The organism is Kluyvera sp. CRP (assembly GCF_019930565.1).
GTDB classification, from domain to species: Bacteria; Pseudomonadota; Gammaproteobacteria; order Enterobacterales; family Enterobacteriaceae; genus Kluyvera; species Kluyvera georgiana_A.
The window spans coordinates 3,001,085-3,014,495 of sequence record NZ_CP082841.1 but is presented as its reverse complement, the minus strand read 5'-3'; the positions used below and the strand labels follow the sequence as shown (position 1 = coordinate 3,014,495).

Annotated in this window: 11 protein-coding genes and 1 pseudogene; 5 read left to right on the top strand and 7 right to left on the bottom strand. The window is 62.4% G+C overall.

The genetic code is table 11. The annotated features are described in order from the left end of the window. From K7B04_RS14035 to K7B04_RS14025, 3 genes are read left to right on the top strand one after another with little or no spacing between them, the layout of a single operon-like run. On the top strand, positions 1 to 1,641 hold the full coding sequence (locus K7B04_RS14035) for an ABC transporter ATP-binding protein (RefSeq protein WP_223802287.1): 1,641 nt from the start codon (positions 1 to 3) through the stop codon (positions 1,639 to 1,641). Next, positions 1,619 to 2,548 (top strand): ABC transporter permease, encoded by a 930-nt coding sequence (locus K7B04_RS14030; RefSeq protein ID WP_223802286.1) that lies wholly within the window; start codon positions 1,619 to 1,621, stop codon positions 2,546 to 2,548. The genes K7B04_RS14035 and K7B04_RS14030 overlap by 23 nt, the downstream gene beginning before the upstream one ends. Before the next feature lie 2 nt (positions 2,549 to 2,550). Next, the gene (locus tag K7B04_RS14025; RefSeq protein WP_223802285.1) at positions 2,551 to 3,540 is read left to right on the top strand and encodes an ABC transporter permease; all 990 of its coding nucleotides are present in this window, start codon (positions 2,551 to 2,553) and stop codon (positions 3,538 to 3,540) included. A 10-nt stretch (positions 3,541 to 3,550) separates the two neighbouring features. On the opposite strand, the gene K7B04_RS14020 is transcribed toward K7B04_RS14025, so the two are convergent. Next, the gene (locus K7B04_RS14020) at positions 3,551 to 4,159 is read right to left on the bottom strand and encodes a class I SAM-dependent methyltransferase (protein ID WP_223804168.1); all 609 of its coding nucleotides are present in this window, start codon (positions 4,157 to 4,159) and stop codon (positions 3,551 to 3,553) included. 151 nt (positions 4,160 to 4,310) lie between these two features. Between K7B04_RS14020 and K7B04_RS14015 the strand changes: the two genes are divergently transcribed. Continuing rightward, entirely contained in the window at positions 4,311 to 5,126 is an 816-nt protein-coding gene (locus tag K7B04_RS14015) for an SDR family oxidoreductase (RefSeq protein ID WP_167576243.1), read from the top strand. Between the two features lie 16 nt (positions 5,127 to 5,142). Here the strand turns inward: K7B04_RS14015 and K7B04_RS14010 are convergent, their stop codons facing one another. The 4 genes from K7B04_RS14010 to K7B04_RS13995 all read right to left on the bottom strand — a co-directional run bounded on the left by K7B04_RS14010 (position 5,143) and on the right by K7B04_RS13995 (position 9,419). Further along, positions 5,143 to 6,042: a helix-turn-helix domain-containing protein gene (locus K7B04_RS14010; RefSeq protein ID WP_223802284.1), complete on the bottom strand. Its 900-nt coding sequence runs from the start codon at positions 6,040 to 6,042 to the stop codon at positions 5,143 to 5,145. Between the two features lie 184 nt (positions 6,043 to 6,226). Then, the gene (locus K7B04_RS14005) at positions 6,227 to 6,556 is read right to left on the bottom strand and encodes an NIPSNAP family protein (RefSeq protein WP_163447908.1); all 330 of its coding nucleotides are present in this window, start codon (positions 6,554 to 6,556) and stop codon (positions 6,227 to 6,229) included. After that, positions 6,553 to 7,668 carry an NADH:flavin oxidoreductase/NADH oxidase gene (locus K7B04_RS14000; protein ID WP_223802283.1) on the bottom strand — a complete coding sequence of 372 codons (1,116 nt, stop codon included), beginning with the start codon at positions 7,666 to 7,668 and terminating at the stop codon, positions 6,553 to 6,555. The genes K7B04_RS14005 and K7B04_RS14000 overlap by 4 nt, the downstream gene beginning before the upstream one ends. Positions 7,669 to 7,682: 14 nt before the next feature. After that, entirely contained in the window at positions 7,683 to 9,419 is a 1,737-nt protein-coding gene (locus tag K7B04_RS13995) for an FAD-dependent oxidoreductase (RefSeq protein WP_223802282.1), read from the bottom strand. Positions 9,420 to 9,742: 323 nt separating this feature from the next. On the opposite strand from K7B04_RS13995, the gene K7B04_RS13990 reads away from it, so the two are divergent. Continuing rightward, on the top strand, positions 9,743 to 10,648 hold the full coding sequence (locus K7B04_RS13990) for a helix-turn-helix domain-containing protein (protein WP_223802281.1): 906 nt from the start codon (positions 9,743 to 9,745) through the stop codon (positions 10,646 to 10,648). Here K7B04_RS13990 and K7B04_RS13985 read toward each other — a convergent pair. After that, entirely contained in the window at positions 10,645 to 12,378 is a 1,734-nt protein-coding gene (locus tag K7B04_RS13985; RefSeq protein WP_223804167.1) for a cytochrome P450, read from the bottom strand. The two genes, K7B04_RS13990 and K7B04_RS13985, sit on opposite strands and share 4 nt — an antisense overlap. Positions 12,379 to 12,417: 39 nt before the next feature. Beyond that, positions 12,418 to 13,407: pseudogene (gene benC, locus K7B04_RS13980) on the bottom strand (benzoate 1,2-dioxygenase electron transfer component BenC); the annotation flags it as partial. Positions 13,408 to 13,411 lie beyond the last annotated feature (4 nt).

The window sequence follows — 13,411 nt, the reverse complement described above, 5'->3', positions numbered from 1 at the left end:
ATGCCATTACTCAATGTACGCGGCTTAACGATTAGCCTTGACCCGCACAGCACGCTGGTCAACGGCGTCAGTTTTCACGTCGAACCGGGTGAAACGCTGGCGGTAGTGGGTGAATCCGGGTCCGGGAAAAGCCTCAGCCTGCTGGCGGTGCTGGGCCTGCTGCCGACGCCGATGCGCGTGCAGGGAGAGATTGTCTTTAACGACCAGCCGCTGCACGCCTATACCCCGGAAAAGAAGCGTCAGCTGCGCGGCGCGCAAATTGGCTATGTGTCGCAGGATCCGCTAAGCAACCTGCACCCGCTGAAAAGCGTGGGGCGACAGATCGAAGAGGCGATTCTCGCTCACCACCGCGTGGGGCGTAAAGCCCTGCGCGAGCAGGTGCTGGCGCTGCTGACGGAGGTGGGCATTGCCGATGCCGCCCGCCGCTATCACGAGCGTCCGGCAAAGTTCTCCGGCGGCCAGCGCCAGCGGGTGATGATCGCCATCGCCATTGCGCTGAATCCGGCGCTGATTATCGCCGATGAGCCCACTACCGCGCTGGACGCCACCGTTCAGGCGTCGATTCTGCGCCTGTTAAAGCGGCTTCAGCAGCAGCACGGCTGCGCGCTGGTGTTTATCAGCCATAACCTGCGGGTGGTTGCCGATGTTGCCGACCGGATCGTGGTGATGCAGCACGGTCGCGTGGTTGAACAGGGGGCCACGCGCGCGCTGTTCGATACGCCGCAGCACGACTACACCCGCTCGCTGCTGCAGGCGGGCTGGCATCCACGCGCGCCCTCGCCGTTTAGCCACGGCGAGGCGACGCCGCTACTCGAGGTGCGTCAGGTTTCGCGCCGCTTCGTTAAACCCTCGCTGTTCTTGTCGGGGAAAGCCGCCGCGCCGGTGCTGAATGACGTGAACTTCCGTTTGCACGAGGGAGAGATCCTGGGGCTGGTCGGCGAGTCCGGATCGGGGAAAAGCACGCTGGGGCGCATTGTCGTCGGGCTGGACGCCCCGGACAGCGGTACGCTGACGCTGTCAGGCCAGCCGTGGCGGGAGCCGGGAAACCATCACCCGGATCGCCACGCGGTGCAGATGGTGTTTCAGGATCCCTACAGCAGCCTGAATCCACGGCGACGCATCGACGACACGCTGGCGCAACCGCTACAGCTCACCGCCCTGCGCGAACGCGGCCGGCTGCTGTCATCGACGGCGCTACGGGTGGCGATTGACGATCTGCTGGCGCAGGTGGAACTCCCCGCGGCCACCGCCTTCCGTTATCCATCGCAGCTCTCCGGCGGCCAGCGTCAACGGGTGGTGATTGCCCGCGCGCTGGCGATGAAACCGAAACTGATCGTCGCCGACGAGGCGGTGTCGGCGCTGGACATCACCACCCAGCACCGCATCATCCAGCTGTTCACCCGTCTGCGCAGCCGCTATGGGCTGTCGCTGCTGTTTATTTCCCACGATCTCGACGCGGTGGCGGCGCTGTGCGACCGCGTACTGGTGCTCCAGGCGGGGCAAATCATCGAGCAAGGCAGTACCGAACAGATCTTCCAGCGGCCGCAGCAGGCGTGGACCCGGCAGCTGCTGGCGGCCATTCCCGGCGCCGCCTACCGTTTTAGTGAGGAGGTCGGCTATGAGCCAGCCGTTGCTCTCTGAGCCATTAGCCCTCGTACCGTCGTCGTTCTGGCAACGGTTATGGCGAGAGCCGAGCGCCCGCCGCGGGCTGGTGATTGTCGCGCTGATGGTTTTAGCCGCGCTGGCCGCGCCGCTGGTTGCGGCATGGCTCGGTCACGGTGAAACCGAGCAGTTTCGCGACAGCGCGCTGTCGGATATGGGGATTCCGCTGGGGCCAACGGCGGCGTTCCCGCTGGGCGCGGACGATAATGGCCGCGATGTGCTGGTGCGCACGCTGTACGGCACCCGCATTTCGCTGCTGATCGCCGTGCCCGCCACCACGCTGGCAATGGTGATTGGTCTGTTCGTCGGGCTGATTGGCGGCTATCGCGGCGGACGCATCGACGCGCTGTGCCAGCAGTTGATCAACCTGGTACTCTCCTTCCCCTTCGTGGTAACGGCGCTGAGTCTGCTGGCGCTCAACCAGGGTGGCGAGAGCGGGCCGCGCGTCGATCCGCTGTGGGTAGTGATTTTCGTCATCACCTTCTTCTCCTGGGGCTATTTCGCGCGTCTTAGCCGGGGGCTGGTGCTGGATATTCGCCAGCAGGAGTTCGTCGCCGCCGCCACGCTGATGGGAGAAAGCCAGTGGCGCATTCTGTGGCGCGATATCATTCCCGGCGTGCTGCCGACGATGGGCATTTACTGGGCCATCCAACTGCCGACCAATATTATCGCCGAGGCCACCCTTTCGTTTCTCGGCGTCGGTATTCCGGCCCCCGCCGCCAGCCTGGGCAATATGATTGCCGACGTGCAGCGCTCGGCGATGTATCAGGTGCAGCCGTGGTTTTTAGCCGCTCCCGCGCTGGCGCTGTTTATTACCGTCCTGGGCTTTAACTGCCTGAGCAGCGGCCTGCGTAACGTCCTGGACCCTCATCTGGAGCGCCGATAGTCATGACTTTTTCTACGTTAGTGAACACGCTGTTGCGTAGCGCCCTGACGCTGCTGCTGGTGCTCATTGTCGCCTTTGCGCTGACCCGTATCGCCTATCAGGATCCGGCGGTAATGCTGGCGCCGCGCAACGCCACGCCGGAGGCCATCGACGCCATTGCCCGGGCGCTGCACCTTAACGATCCCTGGTACCAGCAGTTGCGCTATTTCCTGCTGCGCGGACCGGAGATTCAGGGAGCGCCAGTAGGCATGCTGCACTGGCCTCCCGCGCTGGGTTACTCGTTCCGTTTCCAGACGCCGGTCACCCAGCTCATTTTGCAAAAAGTGCCGGTGACGCTGTCGCTGGCGCTGGGCGCGCTGGTCATCTGGACGGCGATATCGCTGCTCACCGGCGTGCTGGCGGCGCGCTATCGCGATCGTTTTGTTGACCGTCTGCTGGCATTCTTCGCCTATATTGCGCTGTCGCTGCCCACCTTCCTGAGCGGTATGCTGATTATCTTTTTCCTGTTTTATCAGCTGTCTTTGCACAACCTTAACTGGTTTCCGGCGGGCGGCTATGTCGCTCTACGCGAGGACCCGTGGCAGTGGGCGCGTCATCTGGCGCTGCCGTGGTTGACGCTGGCGCTGGCAGAGATGGGGATTTTCCAGCGCGTGCTGCGCAGCAGTATGCTGGACGTGCTGCACCGGGACTATATTCGCACCGCGCGGGCTAAGGGTGTCAGCGAGTGGCGAGTTTACTTCGACCATGCGCTGAAGCCGGCCCTCAGCCCGGTGCTGATGCTCACCGGGCTGGAGCTGGCGGCGATTATGGGCGGGGCGATTGTCACGGAGAAGATGTTTGGTCTCGACGGCGTCGGGCGGCTGGCGATTGACGCGGCGCTGGACGGCGATTTTCCGGTAGTGATCGGCACCACCATTTTCGCCGCCTGTGTGTTCATCGTCTGTAATCTGTTAACCGATGTGCTTCACCGACTGTTTTTGCGCAGCCATTAACGAGACATCATCATGCGGTTTTCTGCGCCAGCCACACGGTATGACCACCGCATTGCGGATCTTCCGCGCGCATCTCAAGCACCGTAAAACCGTGCTCTGCCAGCAGCGCCCGATACGCCTCGGGCGCAAGGCTGGCGTGGAATAGCGGTTCGCCTTCAAACTCGCCCATCGCAATGCCGTCGCCGGGGCCGCTGGTGAACATCAGCGCGCTGCCGGGATGGCTGTGGCGGACAAAGACCGCAAACATGGCGCGCTGATCCGCCTGGGTAAGATGGAAAAAACTGTCCCAGGCAATCAGGCCGTCGAAGGTTTCGCCCAGCGCCAGACCGCGCATATCCTGCTGTAGCCAACGCTGCGCAGGAAACTGCGCGCGGGCGTAAGCCAGCATCGCCTCGCTACCGTCGACGCCGGTCACGGCATATCCCCCGGCAATAAAATAGGCCGCGATCGGATCGCCGGTACCACAGCCCATATCCAGAATGCGCCCCGGTTTGCCAACGGCGGCGAGGAATTTATCCAGCCAGCTTTTTTCAAACAGCGCGCGCGAACGCAGGCGCACGAAGGCGTCGGCGTGACGCTGATAAAGGTTGAGAATTTGCTGCGCGGCAGGATGCTCCATCATGAACCTCATGGCGATGATTGACGAACGTCGAGGTTAGCGAAATCGCATCCAAAAGTCCCGGTCTGCTTTTCGTTCGTGCCTTCTCTTTCATCGCTCCACACCAAACAATGTCAGGGCATCTGTACACAAGAAAAACGTGGAGAAAACCATGACTGAATTACACGTATCCCCGGACTGGCTGGGCCTGCGCGGCCAGGTGTTTGCCGTCACCGGCGCAGCAAGCGGCATTGGCGAAGCCATCGCCACGGCGCTGGCGCAACAAGGGGCCAACGTCGCCCTGCTCGACGCGCAGCCGCAGCGCGCCGACGCGGTGCGCCTGAAGCTTGAACATCTGCCGGGAAAACGGGTGGCGCTGGCCTGCGATGTTAGCCGAGAAGAACAGGTCAAAGAGGCGGCGCAAAGCGTGCGCGCGCTGCTCGGGCCATGCCATGGGCTGGTCAACGCGGCGGGTATTTTACGCCCGGCGGGGCTGGCGGACATCAGCCTTGAGCAGTGGCAAACGCAGCTTAACGTCAACCTGACCGGCTATCTGCTGTGCGCGCGCGAGTTCGCCCACGATATGCGCGCGGCAAAACGCGGCAGCATTGTGCATATTGGTTCAATTTCCGGACGCATTCCCCAGCCGTGGAGCGGCGCCTATAGTCCCGGCAAAGCCGCCGTTGGCCTGCTGTCGCAGCAGATTGCCGTCGAATGGGGGCAGGATGGCATTCGCAGCAATCTGGTGGCGCCGGGGATGATTGAAACCGCGCTGACCGCCGACTACTACGCCCAGCCGGGCGTGCGCGAAAGCCGCGAAGCGTTTACCGCCAGCCAGCGCATTGGCAAGCCGGAAGATATCGCCAACGCGGTGCTGTTCCTGCTGAGTGAAAAATCGAGCTATATCAACGGTGCGGAGATTGGCGTCGACGGCGGCCTGCCGACCATGCTGATGGGCAAACTGCCGCGTCCCGGCTTCACCCGCTAATGACGGGCCTGCCCGGCTACAGCGCGTGGGCAGGCTCAGCGCAGGTTTGCGTCGGTTTATCGCGAAAATCACGCGGTGAAAAGCCCGTACTGCGGCGGAAAAAACGCGAGAAATAGGTGGCGTCGCTGAAACCGAGATAATCGGAAATCTGGCTGACGGTCATGCTGGTGTACAGCAGGCTGCGCTTGGCTTCCAGCAGCAGACGCTGATGCAGTACGCTGAGGGCGCTACAGCCGTGAAACTCGCGACACAGGGTATTGAGATGCACCCCGGACATGCCGATCTGGCTGGCGTAATGCGCCAGCGGGAAGTGTTCGCGATAGTGATTTTCCACCAGCTGATTAAAACGGCGTATCGCGGCACGCTTGCGCTCCACTTTATCGCTCACCGCGACCGGCGCGGCGGCCTGGCGATTCAGCCAGACCATCAGCGCGCTGAGCAGCGAATGCAGCATCATATCGCGCGCTTCGTTCTCCGCCTGATACTCCAGCTGTAACGTTTGAAACAGGGTATGAATTTGCTCGCCCGCCTCGCCCACCGGCACGCGGAAAGCCCGGTTCAACACCTGTAACGAGCGGCCAAACTGCTGTTCGAACTGCGCCACCAGCGGCGCGGCCAGCGACAGCGAAAAACCCTGGGTTCCCGGCGAAAAGCGAAAACCGTGAACGCAGAGCGCGGGGATAATCTGCACGCAGGCGCCCGCGAACGGCTGGCGGAGGCCTTCGATTTCAATCTCGCCCTGCCCTTGTTGAACGTAGAGGATCTGCACCAGATCGGTGTGCTGATGGGCGCGAATGCTCCAGTCGTAGAGGCTGCTGCGGCTTTGGATCGATTCACAATGCAGGAGATCCGGCGTCGGCCAGTGCCAGCTTTCGCCGTACAGTTTGAAGACCGGGATGCTGTTTGCCAGGTTCATGGTGCCTCCGTGAGTGTGGTGAGCGGTTTTCCCCTCACCCTAACCCTCTCCCCAAAGGGGCGAGGGGACCGATCGGCGCGGTTTGTCACCCTGCCACCCAACATCCAGGAAAACTGAGCGGCGCGGGTTTTCTCCCTCTCCCTTCCAGGGAGAGGGCCGGGGTGAGGGTTATCGCCGCACAAAACTACCCCGCCAACGACGGCATCGCCGTGGCGCGAATCAGCCGCGTCTCCTGCGCCACAATATACGGCTCCGACGCTTTAAGGTAGGCGGCAAAATCCGGATGCGCGTCGCGTAAACGGCTACGGCGCTCGTACTCCGCCAAGCTTTCATAACCCCACAGATGCACGAACTGGTTCTGCGGCCCGACAAAGCTGGTGTAAAACCCCAGCGGATTGCCCAGCGTCTCGCGCAGGACCGGCATCGCCAGGCGGTCAAACACCTCAATAAATTCGTTCATTTTACGCAGGCGAATGGTGTAAATACGGTGATCGATAATCGGCAACGTCATCATTTGGCCTCCTGAGCACGGTGCGTTGGCCAGCCCAGCGGCCCAAAGCGGTCGTACGGTTTCGGCCACGGCGCGTTCTCGCCCAGCGCAATCGCCGCATGAATCGGCCAGTTGGGGTCATCAAGCATCCCGCGGCCAATCGCCACCAGATCGGCCCGCCCCTCGCGCACGATCGCCTCGGCCTGCGGCGCTTCGTAAATCAGCCCCACGGTAATCACCACCGCCTCCGGCAGCGCCTTTTTCACCGCTTCGGCAAACGGCACCATATAGCCCGGTTGGTCGGCATTGGGCGTCTGATGATAGATGTTATAGCCGCCGGAAACATGGAGATAATCGTAGCCCAGCGCGTGCAGTTCTCGGGCAAACTGCACCGCTTCATCCAGCGACAGCCCACCGTCAGCGAATTCACCGCCATTAAAGCGCACACCCAGCGGGCGGCTTTTCGGCCACACTTCGCGCAGCGCGCGAGCCACCTGCAACGGGAAACGCATGCGATTTTCCGGGCTACCGCCGTATTCATCCTCACGCTGGTTGCTGAGCGGCGACAAAAACTGGTTCAGCAGATAGCCGTTGGCCGCGTGCAGCTCGATAAAATCGACTCCGGCGTTTAATGCGCGCTGCGCGGCGTCGACGAAGCCCTGGGTAATACGCGCCATTCCCGCTTCATCCAGCACCTGCGGTACGCGCCAGCCGGGTTTGTAAGGCATAGCCGAAGGAGCGACAGTCGGCCAGCCGCCTTCCTCATCGCCGAGCGATGCGCCCTGATTGCGCCACGGCGCATTGGTGCCCGCTTTACGGCCCGCGTGGTTAAGCTGAACGCCGATGGGCGTGTTGCTGTAGGTGCGAATATCGGCCAGCAGTTTTTGCAGCGCCTGCTCCTGTTCGCGATTCCACAGCCCCAGACAGTGCGGCGTAATCCGCCCGTCCGCGGTCACGCCGTGGGCCTCGCAAATCACCATCCCCGCGCCAGAAATCGCCAGGCCGCCAATGTGCTGCGCGTGCCAGGGCGTGGCGATACCGTCCGCCTGCGCCGAGTATTGCGACATCGGTGGGACAACGATGCGGTTCGCCAGCGTCAGCGGGCCAACCTGTAGAGGGCTAAAAAGTGTCGACATAGTGTTCTCCTGATTTATGAAGCTTCGCGGTCGAGCTGCATTGCGGTTTCACCGCGCGCCGCCATGCTGTGGGCGGCGATATAGCCAAAGGTGGCCGCCGGGCCGAGGGTAATCCCCGCGCCGGGGTAGCTGCCGCCCATCATGCTGGCCATTTCATTACCGGCGGCGTACAGGCCCGGAATCGGCAGCCCCTGGTTATCCAGCACCCGCGCTTCGCCGTCGGTTTTCAGGCCGTGGAAGGTGCCAAGGTCGCCCATGTACAGCTTCACGGCGTAAAACGGCCCCTGCTCAATGGGGGCGACGCAAGGGTTAGGCTGATGGGTGGCGTCGCCGAGATAGCGGTTATACGCCGACTCGCCGCGGCCAAACTGCGAGTCTTTGCCAAGACGGGCATCGGCGTTGTAGCGACTCACCGTCTCTTCAAACGCCGCCGTCGGGACGCCCATTTTTTGCGCCAGCTCAGCCAGCGTTTTTCCTTCGACCAGATAGCCGTTTTTCAGGTAGAGCGAGACGGGAATCGGCGCGGGCTTGGCAAACCCCATGCCGTATTTGCGCAGCGCGCGGCGGTCGCAAATTTGCCAGGCGAAGGTTTCGCTGTCGTCACGGCAGGTTTCAATCATCGCGATACCCACGTCATGGTAGGAATCCGCTTCGTTGCAAAAGCGCACGCCGTGGCGGTTGATCATGATAAAGCCCGGCTTGTAGCGGTCGACAAGATGCGGGAAGACATACGACTGACGGCCAATCTGCACTTTTGATGCCGGGATCCACGCCGCGCCGTTGGCGTAGCTGTCGTCAAAGCGCGCGCCAATGCGCTCGGCCATGGCGATGCCGTCGCCGGTATCCACGCCGGGCGGCGTTGGCGACAGCTGAATACCACCGCGTCGAACGTGCGGGTAGAGCTGCTTCAGCCGCGATTCATCACGGGCAAAACCGCCGGATGCCAGCACCACGCCGCGTCGGGCAAACAGTCTGACCCGCTCACCGTTGAGTTCAACCTCCACACCGCGCACGACGCCGCGTTCAACGATCAGATCTTTCGCCGCGACGCCGGTATGGATCGGAATACCGAGATCCCGCGCCGAGCAGGCAAGCCGTGCCACCACCGCGTTACCGCCGTTGGCGGTGATGCCGCGCCCGTAGCGCGCCACCTCCAGCAGATGTCGACTCAGGCGCTTCACCACGTAGGCGAATGATGTCAGCGAACGGGTGGCGTTGAAAAAGTGCTTCAGATCGTTGTTTGATGAGCTGAACATCATGCCCATAAAGGTGATGGTACGCAGCGGTTTGCGCAGGCGCGGCATCGCGTCGCCCAGCTCGCGGATATCAAACGCTTCAGGCACTACCGAACGGCCGCGCATCACCCCGCCGGGGGCGTCCGGATGGTAGTCAGGGTACTGGTACAGATTGCAGCGAAAACGGGTTTTTTCTTCGAAAAAGCGCAGCATTTCCGGCCCGTTTTTCAGGAAGGCATCCACCACTTCCGGGCGGAAGTTCTCCCCGGCTTCGCTTTGCAGATAGGTGCGCGCGGCGGCCTGGCTGTCGTCGATGCCCTGCTGGCGCGCCAGATGGTTGTCGGGGATCCACAGCACGCCGCCGGAAAACGCGGTGGTGCCGCCAAAGACCCGTTCTTTTTCGATAACCTGGACGTCTAACCCATTCAGGCCCGCGGTCACCGCGGCGGATAGCCCGCCGACGCCGCTGCCAATCACCAGCACGTCGCATTCGCGAGCGGGAAGTTCTACAGCCATAGGGTACCTCGCAGATGAATAATTTTTATTGTTTTGTTTGTGTTATAAAAACGTTACATATGCATTTTTCACAGCCCGCCGGGGAAACAGAAGGCCACTTTCACACCAAAACCTGCACTTTTCGACAATTGCGAAGAACTGTGTGCCAGCGCAAATTTTTGCCTGCGCCGCTATAGAGAAGCGCCCGCGTTGCCACCCGTTCCACATCACAAGATGAAGATTCCGCACTTGCGCGATCGCGCATTTTATCGCCGAATTTAATCTCATCCCCTTATCGGAGCATTGCCACATGCGGCACATAAAAACAGGACAAAACCGGCATCATGCCCGCTAACGCCGCGCGGAAAACGCTGCCCAACTACGCGCTGTATGGCGCGCAGGCCGCCGTCGATAGCGTCCATCACGAGCGCATTCCCGCACGCGCCAGCCGTTTTGGTTTTGAGATCGAGCCGCACTTTCACGAGGCGCTGATTCAGGTGCTTTACCTGACTGACGGCGGCGGCGAAACCTCGATAGACGGCCAGCTCTGGCGCCTGGAAGCGCCGTGTCTGGTGGTGATTCCCGCCCGCTCGGTGCACGGCTTTCGTTTTCACGAAGCGGTGGACGGCCACGTCATCACCACCGCGCAGTCGGCGATCGAGTCGATCGCCATGACCGCCGCGCCCGAACTGCTGGCGTTTGTCCGCACGCCAGCGGTACTTACGGTCGACCCACAGAGTCGCCGCGGCGCGCCGCTGGAGGCGCTGTTCGATGCCATCGGTCGCGAAGCGGAGCATCCAGAACGCTGGCAGTACACCGCCGGGCTGGCGCTCACTATTGCCCTGTTTGTGCAGATTGCGCGCCAGAGCGAGCAGGCGCGGCGGGCGGGCAACCCTGCCCGCGCCGCCCTGGTGGCGCGTATTGAGCGTTTCCGGCTGCTGCTTGATGAACGCTGCCGTACCCGCCAGCCGGTGGCCAGCTATGCCGACGCAATGGGCATTTCCGCCGGTCAGCTCACCCGCATTTGCCGCGAGGCGTTTGGCATTTCGGCCATCGAAGCCATTGACCGGCGCGCCGTACACGAAGCCCGTCGGCTGCTGGTTTACTCGACGCTCAGCGTCAAGCAGATCGCCCGCGAGCTGGGGTTTCGCGACGAGGCCTACTTTGGCCGTTTTTTCCGCAAGCAAACCGGGCTGCGGCCCACGGAATACCGGCATCAGGAGCAGGGCCGCCTGTCGCACTCCGTTTAATCCACCCGCGCGGTCATCTGCACATACAGGTGTTCAGGGCCGGAGTTGGTGAGGTTATTGCCGCGTACGTACTGGATAGGCCGCGCCGGGTCGAGGCGAATATCACCCACTTTGCGGGCGATAAGCCGGGTGGCGATCAGCGTTTCGAGCTTGGCCAGCGGCTGCCCAAGGCACTTGTGAATGCCGTTGCCAAAGCCGAGATGCCCGCTGGTATCGCGATCGATATCAAACGTTTCGCCGTTGACGAACTTGCGGCTATCGCGGTTCGCCGCCGACAGCAGCAGACGTACCACCGCCCCTTTCGGGATCTCAACGCCCGCCACCGTCGTGGCCTCCGTGGTGATGCGGCTCACCCGCTGGACGGTGCCGCGATAGCGCGCCACCTCTTCCACAAAGCGATCGGCATCGTCCAGGTTGTCGTGAATACGCGCCACCAGCTGCGGCTGCTCGGCAAACATACGGAAGGCGTTGGCCACCAGAATGGTGGTGGTGTCATGCCCGGCGATAAAGACAAAGGCACACAGCTCTTTGGCCTCTTTCTCTGACAGCAGGCCCTCTTTCCACATGCGGGCAATGTGGCCGCCAATCGACTGGCTGTTGCTGAGATACAGCCGTTCCATCGCCTCTTTCAGATAGGCGAAGAAAGCCATTGCGCTCTGTTCATCGGTGCCGGTACCGGGGGCGTTACGCGCCAGACGGCCAAAATAGCTGAAGGTTTCGTCCGACCAGAACTTCATCTTCTCTTCGTCTTCGTTCGGCACGTCGATCATCGTCGAAATGGTGGCGATACTGAGCGGAATGGCAAAATCTTCCACCACATCGCCGCCGCCGTTCGCCAGCATCTGGTCAATCAGCGCCTCGGCGCGGCGTTCAATTTCCGGAATAAACGGCTCTAACGCGAGCGGCATAAACGACGGCTGCGCCACTTTGCGCAGACGAGTATGCCCCGGTGCGTCGAACAGGGTCAGGAAGGTCAGCGGCGGCGGGCTGACCACTTCGGACGAAAACAGTTTGGGGTTACGAATGGCCTGATACACGTCGTCATAACGCGACAGGAACCAGACATCGGTGGTCGCCGACTGGCAGCGCAGCACCGGCGCGTGTTCGCGCATCCAGCGGTAGTGCTCGTAGGGGTCGCCCTGCGAGCCGTCGTCCACCACCTTAAACGGCGCCAGCCCTTCCGGCCACGCCAGCTCATGTGAGTAAGGCGGCAGCGATGGCTGCAGGTCATGGAACGGACAGCGCGGCGCTTCGGGTTCCGGCACGGGCGGCGTGACGACGACAGGCGCCGTCTTCAGCGCCAGCGCCCGGCTCATGGTGGTACGGGAATGGTGCGCGTGCTGCGCCAGCACGTCGCGGGCGGCGTTGAGGTCGCCATATTCAAAGGCCGAGACTAAATCCCGGTGCTGCTGCACAATATCGCCGACGATTTCGACGCTGGCGGTCAGCGCGCGGTCAATGTAGTCACGCACCGTCAGCTGGGCGTAGAGCGCAATCAACTGCGCGTTGCGGGTGGCCTCAATCAGGAACTGATGGAAAGCGTGGTTGGCCGCCACATAGCCCGCCACGTCGAGGAAACGCCGCCCGGAGACAAACGCCGCGGTAGCGTCAGCCAGATGCCGGAAAGTGGTCAGCTGTTCGCCGGAGAGACGCCCCATGGTCAGCTGCACCGCGCCAAGCTCCAGCGCCAGGCGCAGGTCGAACGCGTCATCCACGTCCGCCGCCACCATGTGCTGCTCGCCGCTCTGCACAGGCTGCGTCGCCCCGGCAAATTTTTCATAGTAGAAGTTACGCGGCATCACCCCGGCGTTGTCCAGATAGCTGCGCACCGCGTCCACCATCGGCGGCGGGCCGCAGAGATAGACATCCACCTCGCCGGCGTTAAGCAGGCGGGCATCAATGTGCTCGGTGACATAACCTTTATGCGGGTAACGGCTTTCCGGGTCGGCAACGGTGCAGCGGTAGCTGAAGTTCGGCATACACGCGGCATAAGCGTCGAGAGTCTCCAGCGCCACCAAATCTTCGTCACGGGTCACACCAAAAATCAGATGTACCGGCTGCGTGGTCTCGCCGTCGTCCGCCAGCTTCGCCAGCATCGACAGGAACGGAGCCAGCCCGGTCCCTCCCGCCAGAAACAGCGCCGGGCGCTCGAGAGGGCGCAGGTAGAAGCTGCCCATCGGCCCGCGAAAAGTCATCGCCTCACCGACGCGGGCGTGCTCGCTCAACCAGGTCGACATCAGTCCCTGCGGCACGTTGCGGACCACGAACGACACCTCATTTTCTGAGGGGCCGGAACTGAAGGAGTAGGAGCGCGTCAGGTCGCTGCCGGGTACCTGCACATTGACATACTGCCCCGGCAGGAAGCTCAGCGCCTGACGGTCATCGAGGGCAATCGAGAAAGTCAGGGTCGACGGCGACAGCGCGCGGCTGGCGGTGAGGTGCCCGTGGAAGGTTCCCACGCCAGCGGCGTCCGACGCGGCGGCAATCTCAATCACGCAGTCGCTGGACGGACGCATCTGGCAGGTCAGCACCCTCCCCGCCTGCGCTTCTTGCGCTGAAAGCGCTTCATCAACGTAGTCGCCGTGCTGATAGTCACCGGCAGCGCAGGTGGCCTTGCAGGTACCGCAGACGCCGTCACGGCAGTCCAGCGGAATGCTGACGCGGGCGCGCAGCGCCGCATCGGCGACGGACTCACCGGCGCGACAGTCAATCATCTGCGTCGCGCCATCCTCAAAACGAAGGGTAATCTGATGGGTCATCTCT